Below are 23561 nucleotides of genomic sequence, written 5' to 3' on the forward strand. Positions count from 1 at the left end.
CGTTTCGATCTATGCGGCCGTGAACACGGCGGCCATGCCCTGCCCGCCGCCGATGCACATGGTTTCCAGCGCGCGGCGGGCGCCGCGCCGGCGCATCTCGTGCAGGACCGTCGTCATGATCCGCAGGCCGGTCGCGCCGACCGGGTGGCCGAGCGAGATCCCGGAGCCGTTCACGTTGAGCCGCTCCGGGTCGACGGCGCCACCCCACTCGGCCAGCACCGACAGGACCTGGGCGGCGAACGCCTCGTTGATCTCGACGAGGTCGACGTCGTCGAACGTCAGCCCGGTCCGGTCGAACAGCTTCGCGACCGCAGGCACCGGGCCGATCCCCATCGTCGCGGGGTCGCAGCCGGCCGCGGCCCAGCCCTCCAGGAACGCGATCGGTTCGAGGCCGAGCTCCTCGAGCCGGTCCTCGGCGACCACCAGGCAGGCCGCGGCGGCGTCGTTCTGCTGGCTGGCGTTGCCGGCGGTCACCGTGCCGCCCGGCGTGATCGTGCGCAGTCCCGCGAGCTTCTCCGGCGTCGAGTCCGGGCGGACGCCCTCGTCGGCGGTCACCATCACCGGCTCCCCGCGGCGCTGCGGCACGGCGATCGGGACGATCTCGTCGTCGAACAGGCCGTCCTTCTGCGCGGCGGCAGCCTTGCGGTGGCTGGCGGCGGCGAACGCGTCGGCCTGCTCGCGGGTGACGCCGTAGCGCTCGGCGAGCGTCTCCGCGGTCTCGATCATGCCGCTGATCCGGCCGAACCGGTGCTCGGGCTGGGAGCGTTCGCGGCCGCGGTCGAGGCGGTCGTAGAGCGAGACGGTGCCGGCCCTGGCGCCCCAGCGCTGCGAGGTCGAGTAGTACTCGATGCCCGACATGCTCTCCACGCCGCCGACCAGCACGACGTCGCTCGCGCCGGTCTGCACCATCATCGAGCCGGTGACCAGGGCCTGCAGCCCGCTGCCGCAGCGGCGGTCGGTCTGGAAGCCCGGCACCGAGATCGGCAGCCCGGCGTGCAGCGCGGCCCACCGGCCGACGCACGGGGTCTCGGAGTTGGCGTAGGACTGGGCGAACGCGACGTCGTCGATCCGCTCGGGGTCGATGCCGGTGCGCTCGACGACGGCGGTGATCACCGGTCCGGCGAGGTCCTCGACCGGAACCGTCCTCAGGGCTCCGCCGAACACCCCGACCGGCGTCCGAACGGGACGGACGATGGCCGCGCGCCTCACGAGTCGGTGTCCAGCCCGATCGCGTCGGCGAGGGCGATGATCCCCTCGGCCGTCTTCACGTGCGCGATGTCGACGTGCTGGCCCTCGAAGTCGACGGCAGCGCTGCCGGCCGCCTCCGCCTCCCGGAACGCCTCGATCAGCCGCCGCGAGTAGGCGACGGTCTCGGCGGACGGCGTGAACACCTCGTGCGAGAGCGCGACGTGCGACGGGTGGATGCACACCATGCCGCGGTAACCGAGACGCCGCGCGTCGGTCGCGAACCGCCGGAAGCCGTCGACGTCCTTGATGTCCTGCCAGACCCCGGTCACCGGGTGGTGCAGCCCTGCGGCTCGGGACGCGAGCACGATCCGGCTGCGCAGGTAGAGCGACTCGAGGCCCTCCGGAGTGAACTCGAAGCCGAGCTCTCGGCCGACGTCGGCCCCCGGACCGGTCGCTCCGAGCAGCCCGGACACCCGCGGGCTGGCCACGGCGATCTCCTCGCAGCGCGCCATCGACACGGCCGTCTCGAAGCTGACGATCAGCCCGATCCCCCGGTCCGGCAGACCCTCGCGGGCCTCCACATGGGACAGGACGGCGTCGATCCGGACGATCTCCTCGGCGTCGAACACCTTGGGCAGGAACAGCCCCGCCAGCCCCGGGACGACGATCTCCTCGACGTCCGCGGCGAACTCGGGAGCGGTGTACGGGTTGGGCCGGACCCAGACGTCGGCACGCACGCCGTCGGAGCGCAGCCGGCCGATCGTCTCCCGCACCGTCTTGCGGGCGTCGGCCTTCTCCGTGGCCGGGACGGAGTCCTCCAGATCGAGGATCACCGCGTCGGTGCCGGAGGCGACGGCCTTGTCCGCCCACGACGGCTTGTGGCCGGGGACGAACAGCATCGAGCGGTACGGCTTCACTGCAGGACTCCCTGTTCTCGGAGATTCGGCTCTCGGAAGTTCGGCGCGCGGCGTTCCCGGTGCGACGCGAGACCCTCGTGGACCTCGGGCCCGCCGAAGCCGTAGAACTCCAGCGCCACGGACGCGTCGAAGATCGACCCGGCGACGTGCCGGTACCAGTTGTTCAGCGCCTGCTTGGTGGACCGGATCGCCAGCGGCGCACCGTCGGCCAGCTCGCGGGCGACCTCCCGCGCGGCCGGCAGCAGTTCGTCGGCGCTCGGCACGCACAGCGACACCAGCCCGATCCGCTCCGCCTCCGCGCCGGTCAGCGGGCGGCAGGTCAGCAGGTAGTACTTGGCTTTCGCCATGCCGCACAGCAATGGCCAGCAGATCGCGGCGTGGTCACCGGCGGCGACGCCGAGCCGCGTGTGCCCGTCGATGATCTTCGCGTCGGCGGTGACGACGGAGACGTCGGCCAGCACACCCGCGACCAGCCCGGCGCCCACGGCCGGGCCGTGGATCGCGGACACGATCGGCTTCGTGCAGTCCAGCACGTTGTAGACCAGGTCGCGGGCCTCGCGCATGGTGCGCGTGCGGGTCTCGAAGTCGGTCGCGAGCTTCTCGACCAGGTCGAACGACCCGCCGGCCGAGAAGCCCTTGCCCTCGCCGCGCAGCAGCACGGCGCGGACCGACGGGTCGGCCTCGAACGCGCGCCACACCTCCGCGAGCTCGGCGTGCGCGGCCTCGCTGACCGCGTTCAGGTTCGGCGCGTCCAGCACCAGCTCGACGACACCGGCCTCGTCCGGGCCGTCGATCCGGAGGTTCGGGAACCGCTCACGCACGGGCATTCCTCTCGTTCTCACGCCGGATCAGCTCGCGCCCGACGATCAGCTTCTGGATCTCACTGGTGCCCTCGTAGAGCCGCAGCAGGCGCACGTCGCGGTAGATCCGCTCGACGGCCATCTCCCGCATGTAGCCGGCGCCGCCGTGCACCTGGACGGCCAGGTCGGCGACCTTCCCGGCCGCCTCGGTGCAGAACAGCTTCGTCGCGCTCGGGGCGAGCCTGCGGTCGCTGCCGTCCAGGTACGTCCGGGCGGTCTCGCGCACCATCGCGGTGCCGGCCAGCACGAGCGACTGCTGCTCGGCTAGCATCGCCTGCACGAGCTGACGCTCGCCGGTCGGGATGCCGCCCTGCCGGTTCTGCGCGGAGTGCGCGACCGACTCGTCGAGCGCCCGCTGTGCCAATCCCATCGCCAGAGCCGAGATGTGCACCCGTCCGCGGGCGAGCACCGTCATCGCCGCGCGGAACCCGGCCCGCACCTCACCGCTGACGAGAGCGTCGGCCCCGACCCGGACGTCGTCGAACATCACGTCCGATGTGGACGCACCCTGCTGGCCCATCTTGTGGTCCTTGGGGCCGATCGTGACGCCCGCCGAGTCCGTTGGGACCAGGAAGACAGCCACCCGGCCGTCGTCATCGTCGGAGTAGCCACGCACCTTCGCGAACGTGACGAGCAGGTCGGCCAGCGGCGCGTTGGTGATGTACTGCTTGCGGCCGGAGATCACCCAGCCGCCGTCGGTCCACGTGGCCGTGCTGCGCATCCCGGACGGATCGGAGCCGGCCTCCGGCTCGGTCAGCGCGAACGACGCGATCACCCGGCCCTCGGCCATCGGCTCCAGCCAGCGCTTGCGCTGCTCGTCGGTCCCCCACCCGACCAGCACCTGCCCGGCGATGCCGTTGTTCGTGCCGAACAGCGACCGGAACGACAGCGCCGTGTAGCCGAACTCCAACGCCAGCTCGACGTCCTGGGTGATCGCCAGGCCGAGACCGCCGTACTCCTCGGGCAGCGCGTAGCCGAACAGCCCCATCGCCGCGGCCTGCTCCCGGACGTCGTCGGGAATCGCGTCGGTGTCGGCGATCTCCCGTTCCCGCGGGACGACCACCTCCCGGACGAACTCCCGCACCTGGGCCCGGACCTGCTCGAAGTCCTCGGCCGAGACCGTCTCGGTTCCTGGCGCGTCCATCGGGCCTGCCTTCCCTCGCTTGCTCAACACAATATATTAAATGTGGACAGCCGTCACGGGTCGCACGGCTCATGTCACATCGCAAGGACCGCAGCTGATCAGTGGATGGTCAGCCCACCGGTCGGGCTCGCGACCAGGCCGGTGAGGTAGTGGGACCGGTCCGACGCGAGGAACGCGACGACGTCGCCGATGTCGGTCGGCGACGCGACCCCCAGCGGGCTGCGTTCGATGATCTTCTCGTACTGCCGGCGATGGCGGTCACCGACAGCGCCCTCGTTCTCGAAGGCGGCGGTCCAGGACGGCGAGTCGCGGACCACGGTGACGCAGACGCAGTTGACCCGGATCTGGTCGCGGGCCAGCTCCGTGGAGAGCACCTTGCTCGCCATGATCAGACCACCGGAGAACGCGGCGATGGCGGTCTGGCCGGGCGTCGGGGTCCGCCCACCTTCCGACGTCACGAACACGACGCTGCCGCCACCGCGTTCCCGCATCGCCGGGACGGCCGCCTGCACGACGTTCAGCTTCGACGCGACCGCCTGCGCGACGAACGCGGTGACCTGCGCCAGGTCGATGTCACCGAACGGGCCGCGGACGTCGGTCGAGCGGGCCGCGTCGTCGTCTCCCCCGGCGCTGGGGACGACGACGTCGACCCCGCCGAACCGATCGACCGCCGCGGCGACGACCGCGTCCATGTCCGATCTGGATCGGACGTCGCCCGCGACGAACTGCGCGGTCCCGCCCAGGTCGGCGATCTCGGCGAGCACCGGTCCGGCCCGGCTCTCGTCCCGCCCGTTCACGACCACGGTCATGCCGTCCACGGCGAGCCGTAGGGCGACGCCCCGGCCGATCCCCCCGGTGGCGCCCGTGACGATCGCGACCTTCCCGCTCATCCTCGGTGCCGCTCCGCGAAGCTCACGACTCCGCGCACGTTCAGTCCCCGGTGCATGTCCGCGTAGGCCTCGTTGATCTGCTCGATGTCGTAGGTGCGGGTGACCAGCTCGTCCAGCTTCAACGACCCCGCCTTGTACAGGTCGAGCAGCAGCGGGATCTCCCGCGCCGGACCGCCCATCCCGTACAGCGCCCCCTGGATGCGCTTCTCGTGCAGGGCCAGGTCGAGCAGCGGGACCGGGATTCCGGTGAGCTGGTGGTTCGCGGCGCTGACCAGGACGACGGTCCCACCGGTCTTGATCGTCGCGTACGCCTCGCCGACGTGCTCGCCGGTGACCACCCCGACGCAGACGATCGCCTGGTCGGCGCCCTGACCGTTCGTCAGGCTGCGCGCGAGCTCGTCCGCCTCGGCGATGTGCGCGACGGCATCGGTGGCTCCCAGCTTCAGCGCGAGCTCGCGCTTGGACTCCACCGGATCCACCGCGATCACCCGATGCGCCCCGACGTGCCGCGCGCCCTGCACGGCGTTGATGCCGATCCCGCCGACGCCCATGACGATCACGACGTCGCCGGGCACGATGCCGGCCGCGCGCACGGCGGAGCCCCATCCGGTCGGCACCGCGCATCCGACGATCGCGGCCACCTCGAACGGCACGTCGCGGCGGATCGGGGTGGCGGACACCTCCGGCATCACGGTCCATTCGGAGAACGTGGAGATGCACGCGTTCTGGGCCACGCCGTGCCCGTCGGCGTGCATCCGGAACGTCCCGTCGAGCTGCGTGCCGACGGTGATCAGAGCGCCGTTGACGCAGATGTTCTGACGGCCGGTCACGCAGTTGCGGCACCGACCGCAGGCCGGGATGAACGACGTGACGATGTGGTCGCCCGGCGCCACCCGGGTCACACCGGGACCGACGGCCTCGACGATCCCGGCGCCCTCGTGCCCGCCGCACGCCGGGTAGGAGTGGAACGGGATGTCACCCTGCGCGAAGTGGTCGTCGGAGTGGCACAGGCCGGTCGCCATGATCTTGACCAGTACCTCGCCCGCCTTCGGCGGATCCAGATCGACCTCGCGGACGTCCCAGGTGCCGGGCGTGTCCCAGAGCAGAGCGGCCGTCGTCTTCACGACATCGTCGTCCTTTCCGTGAAACAGCACGAAAATGCTGCGTCCGGATTCTCTTTCCCGGTACCGCGCGGAATCAATTGACGATTCGTGAACCAGCGGTTCGAGGGGCCGAAAGCGTCACATCGGGCCGTCCCCGGCGGGGTGGTCGAGCAGCTGCTCGATCAGCGCCTGACCCGCCGGGCTCGCGCCGCGCCCGCGCGCGGTCGCGATGCAGATCTTCCGCTCGGCCCACGGCTCGGCGAGCTCCAGCACCCGGACCCGGTCGGCGACGTCGCGGCCGACGAGGCACTCCGGCTGGGCGGTCACTCCGAGGCCGGCCTGGACCAGGCTGAGCGCGACACGTCCGCTGCGCACGCTGAACCGCGGCTCGAAGTCCTCCCCGAGCCGGCGTGCCGCGGCGCGGAACGCGTTCACCATCGGCCCGACCGCGATCAGGTTCTCCGGGAGGAGGTCGGCGAACGTGATGCGGTCGCGATCGGCGAGGCGGTGTCCGGTCGGCAGGACCGCGACGATCCGGTCCCGCCGGTAGGGCTGGACGTCCACGCCGGACAGGTCGAGCTCGTGCGCCGAGGCGAACACACCGACGTCGGCCTCCCCGCGCGCGACCTGGTGCACGATCTCGGCGTTCTCGATCTCGTGCACGACGAGCCGGACGAGCGGGAACTGCCGGTTGAACTCCCCCAGCTCGTGCGCGAGGAACGGGGCGATGATGGAGCGCGCGGACGAGATCGTCAGGTCTCCCTGGACGCCCTCGGTGAACGCCGCGATCTCGGCCCGGATGTCCTCCAGGCTGCCGAAGATCGTCCGGACGTGGCGGGCCAGCACCTCACCGGCCGGCGTCGGCACGACACCCTTCGGGGTGCGCTCGAGCAGCTCGATGCCCGCGATGCTCTCCAGATCGTGGATCCGCTTCGTCGCCGTGGAGGCGGCCACGTTCTCCCGCACCGCCGCGAGGCCGATCTGGCGCTCCTCGACCGCGGACAGGAACAGCTGCAGCGTGAAGAGATCGACCTGACGGATCAGGTGCAGTCTGTTGAACGAACCCACGTCACGGCTCCTACGGCGTTGTGCAGCAATTCAACGCGAGCAGCCGTGCCGCGACAAGCCGTCATGCACGCACCGGCAGGACGGCGTCGAGCCGGTCGTTGTCCGCCCCGATCCCGCGCACGCCGTGCAGCGGCGGCGGCCGGGTCCCGTCGAACGACAGGGGCAGTCCGACGACGCCGAGCTCGTCCTCCTCGGGGGCGCCGATGATGCCGAGGGCCCTGGTCTGCTCGTGTGCGACGAGCTCGGGCGTCGTCTGCACCGGCGCCACCGGGATACCGGCCGCCTGCAGCCGCTCCCGCCACTGCGCACGGGTGCCGGTGGCCAGGCGCTCGCCGATCAGCCGGTCGATCTCGTCGCGGTTCTCCAGGCGCCCGGCGTTCGTCGCGAACCGCGGGTCGGTCCCCCACTCCGGGTGGTCCAGGGCGGCGGCGAGCCGCGCGAACAACGCGTCGTTGGCGCAGCTGACGATCAGGTCGCCGTCGGTCGTCGGGTAGGCGCGGTGCGGCACGATGAACGCCACCCCGGAGCCGTGCCGCCGCCCCGGGTTCCCGTCCGCCCCGTAGCCCGCGATCCCGACCGACATCCAGGTGATCGCGGTCTCGAGCAGCGACGCGTCCACCGACGCCCCGGTGTGCTTGACGTGGCGACGGTTCAGAGCGGCCAGGATGCCGATCACCGCCCACATCCCGGCACCGAAGTCCACGATGGACACACCGGCACGCACCGGGCCGCCGTCGGCCTCCCCGGTGATGTCCATGATCCCGGAGAAGGCCTGCATCAGCGGGTCGTAACCGGGCAGCGAGTTGAGCGGCCCGGTGGCGCCGAACGCACCGATCTCGCAGTGCACGAGGTCCGGCTTGGTCACCCGGAGGCTGTCGGCGTCGAGCCCGTACTTCCCGGCCGACCCCGGCCGCAGGTTGTGTAGGAACACGTCCGCGCACTCGGCGATCAGCCGGTGCAGGGTGGCGAGCTGGTCGCGGTCCTTGATGTCGATCTCGAGATAGTTCCGTCCCCGGTTGAGCGCGTGGAACGCCGCACCGCAGCCGCGCCACTGGCTCGGGCCCCAGCCCCGCGCGGAGTCGCCGGTCGGCCGTTCGATCTTCCAGACCTCGGCGCCGAGCTCGGCGAGGATCTTACCCGCGAACGGCGCGGACGCGCTGTCACTGAGCTCCACCACGACGACGCCGGCGAGCGGAAGGTCGGTCATGATCGTTCCTCCGTCAGGATCTCGATCTCGCTCCGGTCGAACCCGTACTCGCGCAACAGTTCCGCCGAGTGCTCCCCGAGCCGGGGCGCCCGGTGACGCTGTTCGGGCGCGCTCTCGCTCCACCGCTGCGGGATCCCGATCGTCCGCAACCGGCCCTCGCTCGGGTGGTCGGTCTCGGCGAAGAACCCGACAGCCGTCATGTGCGGGTCGTCGAGCAGCGTGTCGGGCGTGTTCATCCGGATCGCCGGGATGTCCGCATCCTCGAGGATCTTCACCCACTCGTCGGTCGACCGGGTGGCGAACACCTCCGCCAGGAACGCGTAGAGCTCGCCGATGTTCTCGGTGCGGCCGGCGATGGTGGCGAACCGCGGATCGACGGCCAGGTCCGGGCGGCCGACGGCGGCGAAGAAGCGCTGCCAGTGCCGGTCGGTGTACACGTTCACGCCGAGGTACCCGTCGAGCGTGCGGTAGGGGCGGCGGTCGGCGTTCATCATCCGCGCGTAGCCCCAGTCCCCGATCGGCGGCGAGAACGTGTGCCCGTAGAGGTGGTCACCCATCGTGAAGTGCGCGAACGTCTCGAACATCGGGACCTCGACCTCCTGGCCACGCCCGGTGCGCTCGCGGTGCAGCAACGCCATCGCGACCGCCGACGAGGCCGCCATCCCGACCACCCGGTCCGCCACGGCGGTGGCCACGTACTGCGGCTCACCCTGCTTGCGGCTCTGCAGGACCGGCATCCCGACGGCGGCCTGGATGAGGTCGTCGTAGGCGGGCTTGGCCGCGTACGGGCCGTCCTGACCGAACCCGAAGCAGCCGCAGTAGACCATGCGCGGGTTGTCCTCGCTCAGGTCCGCATAGGACAGTCCGAGCCGGCGCATGGCGGCCGGGCGGAGGCTGTGCAGCAGGACGTCCGCGCGGCGGGCCATGCGGCGCACCGCGTCCCGGCCCTCGGTGGTCTTCAGGTCCAGCACGAGGCTGCGCTTGTTCCGGTTGAGGTGCAGGAAGATCGCGGCCATGCCCGGGTTCCGGGCGGGGCCGACGCCGCGGGTGGTGTCCCCGGCCGGGGCCTCCACCTTCGCGACGTCCGCGCCCATGTCGGCGAGCAGCAGGGACGCGTAGGGCCCCATGAAGTTCGACGTCAGGTCCAGGACCCGGATCCCGTCCAGCGGCCCTGGCACGTCAGATCCCCGCCGGCTCGAACACCGGGAGCGTCTGCTCCCCGCGACGGTCGAACCGGACGCGCACCGGCATGTCGATCGCGACGGCGTCGGGATCCGCGTCGATCCGGGTGAACAGGTGGTAGCCCTCGTCGAGCCGGACGAACCCGACCGTGTACGGCGCGATGCCGGCGAACACCGGCGTCGGCGCGCGCATCACCGTCGAGTACGACCAGACGACGCCGCGCCCCGCCGACTCCTCCCAGGTCAGAACGTCGGACGAGCAGTGCGGGCAGACCGAGTGCGCGGGCCAGATCGCGTCGCGGCACCCGCCACAGCGCTGGAACGTCAACCGCCCCTCGTCGCACGCCGTCCAGTACGGCTCGGCATCGAGCTGCCGGTAGGGCTGCGGCCAGTCCCTCATGATCCGCTCTCCTCACGGCCGAGCACCATCACGCCGCTCGCGGCCAGCATGCCGCCGGCGCCCTGCACCAGGACGGTGCGCGGGCGCTGCGCCGGGGCGAGACCGAGTGCGGTCCCGCGGAGCTGGCGGACGGCCTCGACCAGGCTGTCCATGTTGCAGGAGATCCCGGGCTGGCCGAACGACAGCCAGCCGCCGTTCGTGTCGGTCGGCAGGTCGCCGTCGACCCCCGTGCGGCCCTCCCGGTACGGGTCGACGCCGTGGCCCTTCTTCGCGAAACCGAGGTCCTCCATCAGGATCGGACCCATGTGCGCGAAGTTGACCGACAGCTGCAGCATGTCGATGTCGCCGGGGGTCAGCCCGGACGACGCGTAGGCCTGCCGGGCGGCCTCGACGGACGCGGTGTGCGTCAGGTTCGGGAACTCGCCCATGCCGGCGAAGCGGCCGTCGGCCATGTTCATCCGGTCGGTCAGGTACTCGTGCGTGGACGCCGAGCCGTAGCCCAGAACGTGGACCGGATCCCGGTGCTCGCGGGCCCGCTCCGGCGAGGTCACGACCAGTGCCCCGCCGGTGCCGCCGCCCCAGGTGGAGCACATCCACCGGCGCAGCGGCGTCGCGACGTAGGGCGAGGACAGAACCTTCTCCCGGTCGATCTCCCCGTGCCGGGCCTTTGCGGCGTGCGGGTGGTGCGCACCCCAGCGCTGGTTGGCGACGGCGACGTCGGCCAGGTCCGCCTCGTCCGCGCCGTACTCGTGGAAGTAGCGGTGCGCGGCCTGGGCGTAGAGCGACGGGATCGTCGGCCCGTAGGGCACCTCGAACTGCGGGTCGGAGTCGGCCTCGGCGCCCATCGCCACGGCGTCGACGAACAGCTCCGTCGCGTCGCTCTGCAGGCAGAGCACGTGCTCGGCGCGCCCGGCCGCGATCATCTGGGCGGCGACCGCGACGGTCGACGTCAGACCGGCGCCGTGCAGGGTGATCTCGCTGTTCAGCGTCACCGGCATCTGCATGTGGGAGCAGAACACGTTGCTCCACTGGGAGCGCTTGTCCGCCCACGGCGAGCGGCCGGTGAACACCGCGTCGACCCGGTCCTTGCCGATGCCGGCGTCGGCGAGCGCGGCGGTCGTCGCCTCGACGGCGAGCTGCATCGGGTCCTTGCGGTCGTTCCTCGTCGCGTACGCGTCGCCCATGCCGACGATCGCGGCGACCGGCTCCCCGCTCACACCCGCTCCGGCTGCTTCTCCGTGGGGAGCGACGAGCCGAGCAGGGCCTCCAGGTCCTCGCGGCGGCGCAGCATGAGCAGGCTCCACTCGCCGCGCTGCACGACGTGCCCGTCCTGGTTGAGCGCCTTGACCAGGAACGTCGTCACCCCGTAGGTGTCGTCCTTCTCCTTCTTCGCGACCACCTCGGCCGTGGCGTAGATCGTGTCGTCGATGTGCACCGGCTTCGTGTAGCGCATCGTGTCCAGGCCGTAGTTCGCCTGGATCGCGGGGCCGAACTGGATCAGGCCGGTGACGATCGAGTACGTCAGCGACCCCTGCACGAGGCGCTCGCCGAACCGCGTCTGCTCGGCGTAGTGCTTGTTCGAGTGGATCTCGATCCAGTTGCCGGTCAGCGCGCAGAAGTTGACGACGTCGGCCTCGGTGATCGTGCGCCCGCCGGAGCGGAAGACGTGCCCGACCTCGAGCTCGTCGTAGGGCATGTCGACCCGGTTGTTGATCTCCATCGATCTCTCCCTGATGTTCGCGACGGGTTCTACGCCGGCAGGCGCATCGACTTGGCGATGATCGTGCGCTGGATCTGCGAGGTACCGCCGCCGATCGTGGACTGGACGCTCTCCCGCAGGTAGCGCTCCATGTCCGCCTCGGGGAGGTTCGCGTAGCCGCCGAGAATCTGCATGCCCTCCAGAGCGCAGCGCTTGAGCGTCTCGGAACCGAAGAGCTTGGCCATCGACGTCTCGCGGGCGGCGGGCGTGCCGCCTGCCTTGATCTGGGCGGCGCGGTAGCAGAGCAGCCGGGCGGCATCGACCTGCGTCTGGCAGTCGGCGAGGGTGTGCTTGAGGACCTGGAAGTCGAAGATCGGCTTGCCGAACTGGGTCCGCTCCTGGGCGTAGCGGTTGGCGGTGTCGACGGCCGTCTGCGCGTTCCCGACGTAGGCCGCGGCCACCGCGCAGCGTTCCAGCTCCAGGTGGTCGGTGATGATCTTCCAGCCCTCGCCCTCCTCGCCGAGCAGCGCGTCGCCCGGGACGCGCACGTCGTCGAGGAAGATCTCCGTGGTGCCGGTGGCGTGCCGGGACAGCGTCGGCAGCTTGCGGATGTCCAGCCCGGGGGTGTCGTTCGGGATGAGCAGCACGGACAGGCCGTTGTGCTTGTTCTCCGACGTGCGCACCAGCATCGCGATGATCGTGTCGTCGGCCGCGGCGCCGCTGCACCACAGCTTCGAGCCGTTGACGATCCAGTCGCCGTTCTCGTCGCGGCGGGCGTGCGTCTTCGTCGCCGCCGCGTCCGAGCCGGCGTCCGGCTCGGAGATCGACACCGAGAACCGGATCTGCCCGTCGATGAACGGCCTGACGTAGCGCTCCTGCTGGGCGGCGTTGCCGAACTTGACGATGTTCATCGCCGTGAACGTCGGCACCAGGACCGAGCACGCGAAGTCGAACCCGAACTTGCCGAGCCCCTCGGCCATCAGCGAGTAGTCGAAGATGTCGCCCCCGGAGCCACCGTTCTCCTCGGGAATCATGATGCCGAGCCAGCCCTGCTTGGCGATCTTCGCGTACGCCTCGTAGGGATACTCGCGGTGGAAGTCGCAGTTCCGGACGTACTCGACCGTGACCTCCTTGTCCATGAAATCGTTCACGGTGGCGAGCCAGTCCGACTGGGACTCGTCGAGGAAGTTCTCAGACATGGTTTCGCACTCCTGCGCTCGATTTCGGGTCGATACCATCGACGCTAATCTCGTTGATCCGCGCAAACAATTGACGGTTCTCGAAACGGGAGTTCGCCCGCGTCGAAGTACCGGCTCAGGCCGTCGCACCCGCCTCGCGCAGCGCCGCGACCTCGGCCGTGGAGAAGCCCCAGTCGCCGAGCACGTCGTCGGTGTGCCTGCCCGGCTCCGCGGGCGCGTCGCCGACCGCTCCGGGGGTCCGGCTGAACCGGGGCGCGGGTGCGGGCTGCACCACACCGTCGACCTCGACGAACGTGCCGCGCGCCTTCAGGTGGGGGTGCTCGGGCGCCTCGCCCATGGACAGCACCGGCGCCAGGCACAGGTCCTCGCCATCGGCGAGCGCGCACCACTCGTCGCGGTCGCGGGTGCGGAACACGGCGGCCAGCCGTTCGGTGACCTCGGGCCAGTGCCGCTGGTCGTGCTGGTCGGGCATCTGTTCCGCGTCGAACCCGAGCAGGCGCAGCGTGTTGCGCCAGAACCGGGCCTCGTTGGCGCCGATGCCGATCCAGCCGCCGTCGCGGGTCTCGTAGACGTGGTACCAGGGCGCCCCGGAGTCGAGACGGTTCGTGCCCCGCTCGTCGCTCCAGTAGCCGGCGGCCCGGAACCCGTACATCGCCGTCATCAGCGACGCCGACCCGTCGACCATCGCGGCGTCGACGACCTGCCCCTCCCCCGACTCCCGGGCCTCCAGGACCGCGGAGACCACGCCCAGGGCCAGGTAGAGCGCGCCGCCGCCGAAGTCGCCGACCAGGTTCAGCGGGATGCCGGGCGGGCCGCCCCGGTCACCGATGGAGTGGACGACCCCGGTCAGCGAGACGTAGTTGAGGTCGTGTCCGGGGGCCTTGGCGAGCGGGCCGTCCTGCCCCCACCCCGTCATCCGGCCGTACACCAGGCGCGGGTTGGCGGCCCGGCACTCGTCCGGGCCCAGGCCGAGCCGCTCGGCGACGCCCGGACGGAAGCCCTCGATCAGAACGTCGGCCTGCTCGGCGAGGCGCAGCACGGTCGCGACGGCGTCCGGGTTCTTCAGGTCCAGCGTCGCGGCGCGGCGGCTGCGGTGGAGCAGGTTGAACCGCGCCTCGATCGGGGCGCCGCCGTCGTATCCGGGGGGCCGTTCGATCCGCACGACGTCGGCACCGAGATCTGCGAGCAGCATGCCGCAGAACGGTGTCGGGCCCACGCCGCCGAGCTCGATGACGCGAATTCCGGCCAGCGGACCGCTCCGGGCCGACGTCGAATTGTTCATGTCCATCGACACTAGGGCAGCCTCCTGCGTACTCCGATTGACGATTCCCGAAGTGGCGGTTCAGGAATGCCGAATTGAATGCGGCCGGTTCCGGACATAGCCTCGTCGCCACCGCCTGCGGGTCGGCGGCACCCCGGCCCACACCGTGCCGGTTGTCGCCCGACCGGCGGCATCCTTGCCATCTTCGCACATCATATATTAAGTTCGTGCGCGGCGAACGGTCGCCGGGGATTGGCCCACACCACGGGGCCGGCTCCCGACCGTGAACGAGCCGGGCTCGACCTTCCTGCGCGCCGACCGTCCTGGTGCGCGATCGCAGCACACGCCTTCGACACCGAAAGGGGCGTTCAATGGCGACGCCGACCTCCTCCGAGCCGACCACGTCGGCTCCGACAGCCCGAACGCCGGAGACCGAACGCCCGGGTGGCACGAGAAACCGTCGCGTGCTGGCGGCAACCGTTGCCGCGCAGTCGATCGAGTACTACGACTTCCTGATCTACGGCACGGCCGCGACCCTGGCACTCAACAGCCAGTTCTTCCCGTCCGTCGACCCCGTGGTGGGGGTGCTCGCCGCGTTCGCGACGTTCGCCGTCGGGTTCGCGGGCCGGCCGATCGGCGCCGCGATCTTCGGGCACCTCGGCGACCGCTACGGCCGCAAGCCCGCCCTGCTGGGCGCCATCATGCTCATGGCAGCCTCGACGCTGCTGATCGGCCTGCTCCCGACGTACGCGGTGATCGGGCTGGCGGCCCCGGTCCTGCTCACCGTGATGCGTGTGCTGCAGGGGATCTCGGTCGGTGGCCAGTGGGGCGGCGCGACGCTGCTGGCACTGGAGAACGCGCCGCCGAACCGGCGTGCCCTCTACGGCTCGCTCCCCCAGCTCGGGGTGGTGGTCGGTCTGGTCGGAGGGACGCTGGTGTTCCTGCTGGTCAACAGCCTGACCACGCCGGAGCAGTTCGCCGCGTGGGGATGGCGGATCCCGTTCCTGCTCACCGTGCTGATGTTCCCGGTGGCGTTCGTGCTGCACCGCTACGTCGAGGACTCCCCGGAGTTCCGCCGCGCCGAGACGGCCATCGAGGAGCGGCGTTCGCAGTCGTCGGTGGTCCGGACGCTGCGCAACCCGAAGCAGATGCTGCTCGTCGTGTTCGGGTACCTGCCGGCGACCATCAGCTTCTACGTGATCGCGACCGGCATGATCGACTACGGGACGCGCGAGCTCGGCCTTCCGAAGAACACGATGCTGACCGCCGTGATGCTGTCCATGATCGCGTTCGGTGTGGGGACGGTCGGAGGTGCGTGGGTCGCCGACGTGATCGGTCACCGGAAGGTCTACGGGATCGGCGCGGCGCTGGCCGGTCTGTGGATGTTCGCGCTGTTCCCGCTCGTCGAGACCCGCAGCTTCGGACTGATCGTCCTCGGCGCCTCCGTCGGGCAGCTCGCGGTCGGCCTGATGTTCGGACCGGGCACGGCCATCTGGGCGGCGATGTTCCCGCCAGAGACCCGGTACGCGGGTGTCTCCCTCGGCACCCAGTTCTCGAACATCATCGGTGGCGGGCTGGCGCCGTTCATCATGGTCGCGCTGTTCGCCGCGACCGGTACCAGCCTGTCGACCTCGGCCTACGTCGCCGTCGCCGCCGTACTCAGCCTGATCGCGCTGATGCTGATCAGGCTCCCGGCTCGGGAAGCGAAGGAAAGGACCGCATGAAGATCGTCGCTCTGATCAAGCAGGTGCCCGACACCTACTCCGAACGCAAGCTCTCCGACTCGGATCAGACCTTGGACCGTGAGGGCACCGAGGCCGTGATCGATGAGATCAACGAGCGTGCGGTGGAGGCTGCGCTGCAGCTGAAGGAAGCAGACGGCGCCGGTGGTTCTGAGGTGGTGGTCGTCTCGATGGGACCGGACCGGGCCACGGACGCGATCCGCAAGGCGCTGTCGATGGGCGCGGACTCCGCGGTGCATCTGTCCGACGAGGCGTTGCACGGGTCGTGCGCGGTGCAGACCGCGAAGGCGCTGACGAAGGTGATCGGCACCGTCGACGGGTGGAACCTGGTCGTGGCCGGTGAGCAGGCCTCGGACGGTCAGATCGGCGCCGTCCCGGCGATGATCGCCGACCTGCTGGGCGTCCCGTCGCTCACCCACGCCGTCGAGCTGTCCGTCGACGGGACGACCGCCACGGTGAAGCGGGAGACCGACGACGGTGTCACGCACCTGAGCGCCCAGCTTCCGGCGGTGGTGTCGATCGGGGAGAAGGCCAACGAGCCGCGCTACCCCAGCTTCAAGGGGATCATGGCCGCGAAGAAGAAGCCGGTCGAGACCCTCGACCTGTCCGGCGCGGGGATCGACGCCTCCGAGGTCGGCCTGGCGAACGCGCTCACCACGGTGACGTCCGCGGCGCCGAAGCCGCCGAAGCAGGCGGGCGAGAAGGTCACCGACGAGGGCGACGGCGGTTCGAAGATCGCCGAGTACCTGGTCGGCCAGAAGCTCATCTGAACCACCCCCGACACGACCACGAAGGAGACAGAACTCATGGCTGAGGTGCTGGTCCTCGTCGACCACGTCGAGGGCGAGATCAAGAAGACCACCTACGAGCTGCTCACCGCCGCCCGGGCGCTGGGTGAGCCGTCCGCGGTCGTCGTCGGTGCCGCCGGCACCGCCGGCAAGCTGGCCGACGGCCTGTCGGCGCACGGCGCGGAGAAGATCTACGTCGCCGAGCACGACTCCACCGACCACCTCACCCCCGAGGTGACGGTGCTCGAGTCGCTGATCGGGTCCGCGTCGCCGGCGGCGGTGCTGATCTCGGCGTCCGCGGACGGCAAGGAGGTCGCCGGCCGGCTGGCGGTGCGCACGAACTCCGGGCTGCTCGGCGACGTCGTCGGCGTCAGCGCGGATGGTGTGTCGCACTCGGTGTTCGGTGGCGCCTACACCGCCGAGGCCAAGTCCAACACCGAGCACCCGGTGATCACCGTGCGCCCGGGCTCGATCGACATCGAGGAGAACGCCGGCGCCGGGGCGCAGGAGAGCGTCGAGGTCCCGGCCGCGAACTCGCCGCAGGCGACGGTCACCAGCCGGGAGCCGATCACCGGTGGCGACCGTCCGGAGCTGACCGAGGCGACCGTGGTCGTCTCCGGTGGGCGTGGTGTCGGCTCCGCCGACGACTTCTCCGTGGTGGAGGGGCTGGCCGACGCGCTCGGCGCCGCCGTCGGTGCGTCGCGGGCGGCGGTGGACTCCGGCTACTACCCGCCGCAGTTCCAGGTCGGGCAGACCGGCAAGACCGTCTCCCCGCAGCTCTACATCGCGTTGGGGATCTCGGGTGCGATCCAGCACCGGGCCGGGATGCAGACGTCGAAGACGATCATCGCGGTGAACAAGGACGACGAGGCCCCGATCTTCGAGATCGCCGACTACGGCATCGTGGGCGACCTGTTCACGGTCGCGCCGCAGCTGCAGGAGCACGTGGCCGCCCGCAGGTCGGGCTGATGGAGCACCGGGTGACCCCATCCGGCGTGCACGTCGACGACAGCGGTGGCACCGGTCCCGCCCTCGTGCTCGTGCACGGCGGGTTCTGCGACGCCACGCACTGGCGGCACCAGGTCGGGCCGCTGTCGGCCGGCGGCCGTCGGGTGGTCACCCTCGACCTTCCCGGACACGGGCGGTCCGCGCGGCCGGACTCGTTCGCCGTCGGGGCCATGGCCTCGGCCGTCCTCGACGTCGTGCACCGGAGCGGCGCCGGCGGGTGTGTCCTCGTCGGACACAGCTACGGCAGCCGGATCGTGCTGGACGCGGCCGTTCGCGACCCGGCCGCCGTCGGCGGGGTCGTGGTCGTCGACGGGAGCCGCGCCGGCACCCGGTCGGACGACGGCGCGGTGCTGGCTGCACTGCGCGACAAGGGCGCCGACCGGTTCGTGACCGATCTGTTCGAGGACATGTTCGTCGCGGAGAGCGACCCGCACGTGCGGTCCGAGATCCTCGGCGCGCTGCCGGAGTCCGACGAGCAGAAGGTCGCCGGCATCATGTCCGCGATCGTCGAGTGGGACCGCGACGAACTCGACGGCGTCCTCGCTCGCCTGACCGCCCCCGTGCTCGCGATCCAGAGCACGTCCTACGGCCCGGACAACCGGCGCCGCAGCCTGCGGTCGGACTCCGATCGGACGCCGTACCTGGATCTCCTCGAGGCCACCCTCCCGGCCGTCTCGGTGCAGGTGGTTCCGGGTATCGGCCACTTCACGATGCTCGAGGCACCGGAGCTGGTCACGTCCGCTCTGGCTGCATTCACCTCCGGGATCTGACCGGGGCCGCTACCGGGAACGATCCGGGTTGCCGTCCTCAGCCACCGCCCGGTCGGCCGGATAGCAGGTCCGCAGGAAGCTCCGGTACGCGTCGGCGAGACCCGTCGCGTGCGCCTCCCCGGCGAGCAGCTCCGTGGTGACCCGCAGGCCCGGTAGCGGGCGTTCGCAGAGCAGGTCGTACAACCGCAGAACCTCGATCGCGAGGTGGCGGTAGAGACGGACCGGCCCGAACATCTCGTACGCGTTGACCGTGAGGTGCAGGTGGCGCTCTGCCTCCGCCGGTCGAGAACGGAGCGTGTCGTAGAGGCCGTAGATGCGGCTGTCCGGGACCACGACGCCGGGACTGCAGGCTCCGAACCGGGAGAACAGCCGGCTTCCGGCGGTCAGGGCGTAGAGGGTGAACAGCCCGCCGTACGAGAAGCCGAACAGGCCGACGTCGTCGCCGCGGAACCGGTAACGACGGGAGATCTCCGGGTGCAGCTCGTCCTCGACGAAGGCGAGGAACGCGTCGGCGCGGGCACCGCGCTGCGCCGCGAGGAAGTCCTCGACGGCCGACTCCGACGCACCGGCGCCCAGACGGTCGCGGGCGTGGTCGGCCATGAAGCCGGGCACCTCCTCGCCGGGAGGGACGAGGTCGCGGTTGCGCAGGATCAGCTGCCGGGCCGCGTCCTCGGCGGTGTAGCCGATGCTCACCTGGACGTACGGCTCGACACGGGTCGCGGCCTGGTCGTCGACCAGTCCCCCGCGCAGGGCGTCGGCCAGCGGGGCGACCAGGTTCCCGTCGGTGGCGTAGACCAGCGGCGGGTCCGTGCCGTCCCGGCCGTACCCGCGCGGGAGCGCGACGCTGATCGCGAACCGGCCGCCGACCGCCGCCGAGTCGATCTCGAAGTAGTCGGTACGGGTGCCCGGGGTCGCCATCCGGGACGCGGTCGGTTCGGACATCGCCGGCGTCAGTCCCGGTACCGCGCCGGCGGCCCGTCCAGGATCACGGTCTTCGTCTCCAGGTAGGGCAGCAGACCCTCGCGGCCGCCCTCGCGCCCGATGCCGGATTGCTTGAACCCGCCGAACGCGATCCCCATGTCGCTGCGGAACGCGTTGTGCCCCACGGTCCCCGACCGCAGCTCGGCGGCGACAGCTCGGGCCCGGTCGACGTCCGGGGTGAACACCGACGCGTTCAGCCCGTACATCGTGTCGTTCGCGATCCGGACCGCGTCGGCGTCGTCGCGCGCCGGGACGACGGACAGCACCGGCCCGAAGATCTCCTCCTGGGCGATCCGCGAGGAGTTGTCGACGTCGGCGAACACCGTCGGCTCGACGTACCAGCCGCGGTCGAGATGCTCCGGGCGTCCGCCGCCGGTCGTCAGCCGTGCGCCCTGCTCGATACCGGTGGCGATGTAGCCCTCGACGCGGTCGCGCTGACGTTCGGCTGCCAGCGGCCCCATCTGCGTGGCCTCGTCGAAAGGGTCCCCGACCCGGATCGCTCCGAACGCCGCGGACAGCGCCTCGGCGAGCTCGTCGTGGCGGTGGCGGCTGACCACGATCCGGGTCAGCGACGAGCACACCTGGCCGGACAGGAAGCACTCCGCGCCGGCCAGCGTCGTCGCCGCGTGCGCGATGTCGGCGTCGTCCAGGACGACTGCGGCGGACTTGCCGCCGAGCTCTAGCGTGCAGCGGGCGATCCGCTCGCCGCAGATCGAGGCGACCCGGCGACCGGCCGCCGTCGAACCGGTGATCGTGAGCTTGTCCACCCGGGGGTCGCGAACCAGCAGCTCGGAGACCTCGCGGTCGGCCGTGACCACGTTCAGCACGCCCGGCGGCAGGCCGACCTGCTCGGCGACCTCGGCGAGCAGGTAGCCCTCGCCCGGCGCCTCCGGAGCGGACTTCAGCACGACCGTGCACCCGGCGAGCAGCGCGGGCGCGACCTTCTTCGCGATCGAGCCCATCGGCCCGTTCCACGGCACGATCGCCCCGACCACGCCGACCGGCTCGCGCACGATCAGGCCGAAGTTCCCACCCGCCGTCGGGGTCACGGGCTCCTCGAACGGGTAGTCGGCGGCCAGATCGGCGTACTGCTGGAACTGCGAGACGAACCCGGGTGCGGCGACCTGCGCGACGGCGCGCACGACGCCCGACTCGCGCGGCCACATGTCGGTGATCTCGGCGCTGCGCGCGACGACCCCGGCGTGGATCGCCCGCAGGTACCCGGCGCGTTCGGCGTGGGACAGCGTCCGCCACGGGCCGTCGTCGAACGCCGTCCGGGCGGCCGTGACGGCACGGTCCATGTCGGCCGCGTTCGCCGCGGCCACCCGCAGGAACGTCCGCTCGGTGGACGAGTCGTCGACGTCGAACATCGCATCGCTCGACGGCGTGACCCACTCCCCTCCGATGAACAGTCGGTCGGTGTGGCGCAACGCCGTCCTGGCGTCGTCGGTGACACTCATCAGCGGCTCCTTCGTCTCGATCTCACACAATATATAAAATGCGGATCGCGGCCAAGGGGTCGCCGGTGCGACGATCCGGGCTCAGGCGGCGGCCAGGTGCTCCGTGAAGAACGGCGTGGCCTCGGCGACGGCGCGGTCGACGTACTCCGGGACGTCGTAGAAGTCCATGTGCGTGCCGCCGTCCACGACCACGAGCGTCTTCGGGCAGCGGACCTGGCCGTGCAGCCGAGTCGTGTGCCACAACGAGCCGGCCTCGCTCCCGGCCACCGACAGTAGCGGCTGGGTGAGCAGGTCCTCGGCGAGGTGGAACGCGTCGAAGGCGAAGATCTTCGAGATGCTGCGGGTGAACAGCTTCTTGTTCGGCGCGTTGGGGTGCTGGGCCCGCGGCGTGCGGTAGTACTCGCTGGCCTCGACCATGTCGCGCGGCGTGTTCTCGTCGATGTCGGACTGCTCCGGCACGTACGGGATCGTCGCCTGCTCCGCGCCCTGCGCCTCGGCCGTGCGCTGCTTGGCTGCCGCCTCGAGCGTCGCGACCGCGGCCGAGTCCGGGTCGGACCCGTACCAGCCCTGCCGGTAGCCGGCGCCGATGTTCAGCGCGGACACCGTCGTCACGGCCTTGATCCGGTGGTCGGTCATGGTGGCGTTGACGGCGTAGGCGCCGCCCGCGCAGATGCCCAGCGCCCCGATCCGCTCGGCGTCCACGTAGGACAGCGACTGCAGGTGGTCGACCGCCGCCCGGATGTCCTCGACGCGGGCGGAGGGGTCCTCCAGGAAGTGCGGCTCGCCGCCGCTCTCGCCCTGGTAGGACGCGTCGAACGCGAGCGCGACGAAGCCGTTCGCGGCCATCTTGCCCGCGTACAGACCGGCCGTCTGCTCCTTCACGCCGCCGCCCGGGTGGACGACGACCAGGGCGGCGTAGCTGCCCGCCGGGTCGAAGCCGTCCGGCAGGTAGAGGTTCCCGGCCATCGTGACCGGGCCGTTCGGGAAGGTCGTGGATTCCATGCCGTCCACCGTCCCGCGGGCGCCGCGCGCGTGGCAGGCGCTGCCTGTCGGGGGTACCGGCAGCCCCCCTCCCACACGCGCGCCGACGTCCTAACCTCGACGAGTGTGGACACCGCGAAGGACGTCAAGGACTTCCTGACGACCCGCCGCGCGAAGATCACCCCGGAGATGGCGGGCCTGCCGCCGGGCGGTCGGCGACGGGTGCCGGGGCTGCGCCGCGAGGAGGTCGCGCTGCTGGCCGGGGTCAGCGCCGAGTACTACGTGCAGATCGAGCGCGGACAGGTCTCCGGCGTCTCCGACGAGGTCCTGCAGGCAGTGGCCGGTGTGCTGCAGCTCGACGACGTGGAGACGACCCATCTGTTCGACCTGTGCCGTGCCGCCTCCTCCCGGCGGGGCCGCGCGCGTGGCGGCACGCAGGCGAGTCGGGTGCCGGAGTACGTCCAGGCGCTGATGGACGCGATGGTGACGGCGCCTGCGATCGTGCAGAACGGCCGGCTGGACATCCTCGGTGCGAACGCGCTCGGCCGGGCGATCTACGCCCCGGTCCTCGAGGCGCCGTCGGCGAACATCGCCCGATTCGTGTTCCTCGACGAGCGCGCCCCCGACACGTTCCCCGCATGGGAGACGACCGCCGACGACGCGGTCGCCCTGCTACGCATGGAGGCGGCCCGGACGCCGCACTCGCGGGCGGTCGCGTCGCTGGTCGGCGCGCTGTCCACCCGTAGCGACCAGTTCGCCCGCCGCTGGGCGAACCACGACGTCCGCGCCCACCGCCGCGGGACGAAGCGGTTCGGTCACCCGGTCGTCGGCGAGCTGACGCTGCGGTTCGAGGGGCTGGAGATCACGAGCGCGCCCGGGCTCGTGCTCGTCGGCTACACGGCCGAGCCGGCGTCGCCGTCCGAGGAGGCGCTGCGGCTCCTGTCGAGCTGGGCCGCGGCGGAACCCCTCGCGTGACGACTCAGTCCGTGACGACGGTGATCGCGTCGTCCACCTCGGCGCGCGTCGTGCGGAACCCGTTGGCCGGGTGCTCGAGGTCGGCGTAGCCGAACGACACCGCGCAGACGACAAGCCGGTCGTCGGGCAGCGCGAAGTGCTCGCGCACGTAGGGCGAGTGCATCGCGATCGCGGCCTGCGGGATCGTCGCGATCCCCAGGCTGGTGGCGGCATTGATCAGGTTCGCGACGTACCCGCCGCAGTCGATCGCGCCGTAGGTCGCCTGGTCCCGGTCGGTGGTGATCACGGCGACGTGCGGGGCGCCGAAGAAGTCGAAGTTCTTGAGGCTCTGCTCCGCCCGCGCCGCCTTGTCGTCGCGGGCGATCCCGAGCGACTCGTAGAGGGCGAACCCGCACTCGCGTCGCCGGTCCAAGTAGATGCCGTAGTAGCCCTCCGGCGCCGTCAGGTCCGGCTCCGGCGCGTGGGTCCGCGCGTGCTCGGTGAGCCCCGATCCGAACCGCCGGGTCGCCTCTCCCGCCGTGACGAACACCTGCCACGGCTGGGTGTTGCACCAGGACGCGGTCCGCTGGGCGATCGCGAACATCTCCCGCATCTCGGCGTCCGGAACCGGGTCGGGCAGGTACGCCCGGCAGCTCCAGCGCTCGCCCAGCAGCTTCTTGAACTCCACCACTCCACACCCCACCAGAACGAACGGCACCCTCGGGCAACAACATTGCCCGAACGGCACCCTCGTTCGCTC

The 23561-nt window shown here is 71.1% G+C and carries 23 protein-coding genes; 5 read left to right on the forward strand and 18 right to left on the reverse strand.

The annotated features are described in order from the left end of the window. Positions 1-9 precede the first annotated feature (9 nt). From EV378_RS07855 to EV378_RS07920, 14 genes are all read right to left on the reverse strand, one after another. Positions 10-1209, reverse strand: a complete 1200-nt coding sequence (locus EV378_RS07855; protein ID WP_132422206.1) for an acetyl-CoA C-acetyltransferase — start codon at positions 1207-1209, stop codon at positions 10-12. Next, the gene (locus tag EV378_RS07860) at positions 1206-2105 is read right to left on the reverse strand and encodes an HpcH/HpaI aldolase/citrate lyase family protein (protein WP_132422208.1); all 900 of its coding nucleotides are present in this window, start codon (positions 2103-2105) and stop codon (positions 1206-1208) included. Before EV378_RS07860 ends, EV378_RS07855 begins: the two co-directional genes overlap by 4 nt. Further along, the gene (locus EV378_RS07865) at positions 2102-2926 is read right to left on the reverse strand and encodes an enoyl-CoA hydratase/isomerase family protein (protein ID WP_424511212.1); all 825 of its coding nucleotides are present in this window, start codon (positions 2924-2926) and stop codon (positions 2102-2104) included. Before EV378_RS07865 ends, EV378_RS07860 begins: the two co-directional genes overlap by 4 nt. Continuing rightward, a complete protein-coding gene (locus EV378_RS07870; protein WP_132427583.1) occupies positions 2919-4109 on the reverse strand; it encodes an acyl-CoA dehydrogenase family protein in 1191 nt (396 codons plus the stop codon). Before EV378_RS07870 ends, EV378_RS07865 begins: the two co-directional genes overlap by 8 nt. 98 nt (positions 4110-4207) lie before the next feature. Then, on the reverse strand, positions 4208-4999 hold the full coding sequence (locus EV378_RS07875; RefSeq protein ID WP_132422212.1) for an SDR family NAD(P)-dependent oxidoreductase: 792 nt from the start codon (positions 4997-4999) through the stop codon (positions 4208-4210). Further along, the gene (locus EV378_RS07880; protein ID WP_132422214.1) at positions 4996-6123 is read right to left on the reverse strand and encodes an NDMA-dependent alcohol dehydrogenase; all 1128 of its coding nucleotides are present in this window, start codon (positions 6121-6123) and stop codon (positions 4996-4998) included. Before EV378_RS07880 ends, EV378_RS07875 begins: the two co-directional genes overlap by 4 nt. A gap of 117 nt (positions 6124-6240) precedes the next feature. Beyond that, on the reverse strand, positions 6241-7170 hold the full coding sequence (locus EV378_RS07885; protein ID WP_132422216.1) for a LysR family transcriptional regulator: 930 nt from the start codon (positions 7168-7170) through the stop codon (positions 6241-6243). A 61-nt stretch (positions 7171-7231) separates the two neighbouring features. Continuing rightward, complete coding sequence (locus EV378_RS07890) at positions 7232-8377, reverse strand: CaiB/BaiF CoA transferase family protein (RefSeq protein ID WP_132422218.1); 1146 nt, start codon at positions 8375-8377, stop codon at positions 7232-7234. Beyond that, positions 8374-9555: a CaiB/BaiF CoA transferase family protein gene (locus tag EV378_RS07895; RefSeq protein WP_132422220.1), complete on the reverse strand. Its 1182-nt coding sequence runs from the start codon at positions 9553-9555 to the stop codon at positions 8374-8376. The genes EV378_RS07890 and EV378_RS07895 overlap by 4 nt, the downstream gene beginning before the upstream one ends. Position 9556: 1 nt before the next feature. Further along, positions 9557-9958, reverse strand: a complete 402-nt coding sequence (locus EV378_RS07900; RefSeq protein WP_132422222.1) for a Zn-ribbon domain-containing OB-fold protein — start codon at positions 9956-9958, stop codon at positions 9557-9559. Next, positions 9955-11175 (reverse strand): thiolase family protein, encoded by a 1221-nt coding sequence (locus EV378_RS07905; RefSeq protein WP_207908601.1) that lies wholly within the window; start codon positions 11173-11175, stop codon positions 9955-9957. Before EV378_RS07905 ends, EV378_RS07900 begins: the two co-directional genes overlap by 4 nt. After that, positions 11172-11678 (reverse strand): MaoC/PaaZ C-terminal domain-containing protein, encoded by a 507-nt coding sequence (locus EV378_RS07910; protein WP_132422224.1) that lies wholly within the window; start codon positions 11676-11678, stop codon positions 11172-11174. Before EV378_RS07910 ends, EV378_RS07905 begins: the two co-directional genes overlap by 4 nt. Positions 11679-11707: 29 nt before the next feature. Continuing rightward, a complete protein-coding gene (locus EV378_RS07915; RefSeq protein ID WP_132422226.1) occupies positions 11708-12856 on the reverse strand; it encodes an acyl-CoA dehydrogenase family protein in 1149 nt (382 codons plus the stop codon). 115 nt (positions 12857-12971) lie between these two features. Further along, a complete protein-coding gene (locus tag EV378_RS07920; protein WP_132422228.1) occupies positions 12972-14138 on the reverse strand; it encodes a CaiB/BaiF CoA transferase family protein in 1167 nt (388 codons plus the stop codon). A gap of 443 nt (positions 14139-14581) precedes the next feature. Between EV378_RS07920 and EV378_RS07925 the strand changes: the two genes are divergently transcribed. Genes EV378_RS07925 through EV378_RS07940 form a run of 4 tightly spaced genes read left to right on the forward strand, consistent with a single transcriptional unit; the run spans position 14582 to position 18425 of the window. Further along, a complete protein-coding gene (locus tag EV378_RS07925) occupies positions 14582-15841 on the forward strand; it encodes an MFS transporter (RefSeq protein WP_165922188.1) in 1260 nt (419 codons plus the stop codon). Then, positions 15838-16629, forward strand: a complete 792-nt coding sequence (locus EV378_RS07930; RefSeq protein WP_132422232.1) for an electron transfer flavoprotein subunit beta/FixA family protein — start codon at positions 15838-15840, stop codon at positions 16627-16629. The genes EV378_RS07925 and EV378_RS07930 overlap by 4 nt, the downstream gene beginning before the upstream one ends. Positions 16630-16665: 36 nt before the next feature. Then, positions 16666-17616, forward strand: coding sequence for an electron transfer flavoprotein subunit alpha/FixB family protein (locus EV378_RS07935; protein WP_132422234.1), 951 nt, complete (start codon positions 16666-16668; stop codon positions 17614-17616). A gap of 11 nt (positions 17617-17627) precedes the next feature. Then, a complete protein-coding gene (locus EV378_RS07940; protein WP_165922189.1) occupies positions 17628-18425 on the forward strand; it encodes an alpha/beta fold hydrolase in 798 nt (265 codons plus the stop codon). A gap of 9 nt (positions 18426-18434) precedes the next feature. Here the strand turns inward: EV378_RS07940 and EV378_RS07945 are convergent, their stop codons facing one another. The 3 genes from EV378_RS07945 to EV378_RS07955 form a co-directional block, all read right to left on the reverse strand. Next, positions 18435-19367 (reverse strand): alpha/beta hydrolase, encoded by a 933-nt coding sequence (locus tag EV378_RS07945; RefSeq protein WP_132422238.1) that lies wholly within the window; start codon positions 19365-19367, stop codon positions 18435-18437. An 8-nt stretch (positions 19368-19375) separates the two neighbouring features. Next, on the reverse strand, positions 19376-20866 hold the full coding sequence (locus EV378_RS07950; protein WP_132422240.1) for an aldehyde dehydrogenase: 1491 nt from the start codon (positions 20864-20866) through the stop codon (positions 19376-19378). Between the two features lie 81 nt (positions 20867-20947). Continuing rightward, entirely contained in the window at positions 20948-21868 is a 921-nt protein-coding gene (locus EV378_RS07955; RefSeq protein ID WP_132422242.1) for an alpha/beta hydrolase, read from the reverse strand. 105 nt (positions 21869-21973) lie between these two features. Here EV378_RS07955 and EV378_RS07960 point away from each other — a divergent pair, with 105 nt between their 5' ends. Continuing rightward, positions 21974-22822 carry a helix-turn-helix domain-containing protein gene (locus EV378_RS07960; protein ID WP_132422244.1) on the forward strand — a complete coding sequence of 283 codons (849 nt, stop codon included), beginning with the start codon at positions 21974-21976 and terminating at the stop codon, positions 22820-22822. A gap of 4 nt (positions 22823-22826) precedes the next feature. Here the strand turns inward: EV378_RS07960 and EV378_RS07965 are convergent, their stop codons facing one another. Continuing rightward, entirely contained in the window at positions 22827-23489 is a 663-nt protein-coding gene (locus tag EV378_RS07965; protein WP_243653339.1) for a nitroreductase, read from the reverse strand. Positions 23490-23561 lie beyond the last annotated feature (72 nt).

The organism is Pseudonocardia endophytica, from assembly GCF_004339565.1.
Lineage (GTDB): Bacteria > Actinomycetota > Actinomycetes > Mycobacteriales > Pseudonocardiaceae > Pseudonocardia > Pseudonocardia endophytica.

Excerpts from the sequence above, each read along its gene's own strand:
- EV378_RS07935 (WP_132422234.1), top strand. The coding sequence starts at position 16,666 with ATGGCTGAGGTGCTGGTCCTCGTCGACCACGTCGAGGGCGAGATCAAG.
- EV378_RS07950 (WP_132422240.1), bottom strand. The coding sequence starts at position 20,866 with ATGAGTGTCACCGACGACGCCAGGACGGCGTTGCGCCACACCGACCGA.
- EV378_RS07870 (WP_132427583.1), bottom strand. The coding sequence starts at position 4,109 with ATGGACGCGCCAGGAACCGAGACGGTCTCGGCCGAGGACTTCGAGCAG.
- EV378_RS07900 (WP_132422222.1), bottom strand. The coding sequence starts at position 9,958 with ATGAGGGACTGGCCGCAGCCCTACCGGCAGCTCGATGCCGAGCCGTAC.
- EV378_RS07945 (WP_132422238.1), bottom strand. The coding sequence starts at position 19,367 with ATGTCCGAACCGACCGCGTCCCGGATGGCGACCCCGGGCACCCGTACC.
- EV378_RS07930 (WP_132422232.1), top strand. The coding sequence starts at position 15,838 with ATGAAGATCGTCGCTCTGATCAAGCAGGTGCCCGACACCTACTCCGAA.
- EV378_RS07955 (WP_132422242.1), bottom strand. The coding sequence starts at position 21,868 with ATGGAATCCACGACCTTCCCGAACGGCCCGGTCACGATGGCCGGGAAC.
- EV378_RS07875 (WP_132422212.1), bottom strand. The coding sequence starts at position 4,999 with ATGAGCGGGAAGGTCGCGATCGTCACGGGCGCCACCGGGGGGATCGGC.
- EV378_RS07910 (WP_132422224.1), bottom strand. The coding sequence starts at position 11,678 with ATGGAGATCAACAACCGGGTCGACATGCCCTACGACGAGCTCGAGGTC.
- EV378_RS07920 (WP_132422228.1), bottom strand. The coding sequence starts at position 14,138 with ATGAACAATTCGACGTCGGCCCGGAGCGGTCCGCTGGCCGGAATTCGC.
- EV378_RS07915 (WP_132422226.1), bottom strand. The coding sequence starts at position 12,856 with ATGTCTGAGAACTTCCTCGACGAGTCCCAGTCGGACTGGCTCGCCACC.
- EV378_RS07890 (WP_132422218.1), bottom strand. The coding sequence starts at position 8,377 with ATGACCGACCTTCCGCTCGCCGGCGTCGTCGTGGTGGAGCTCAGTGAC.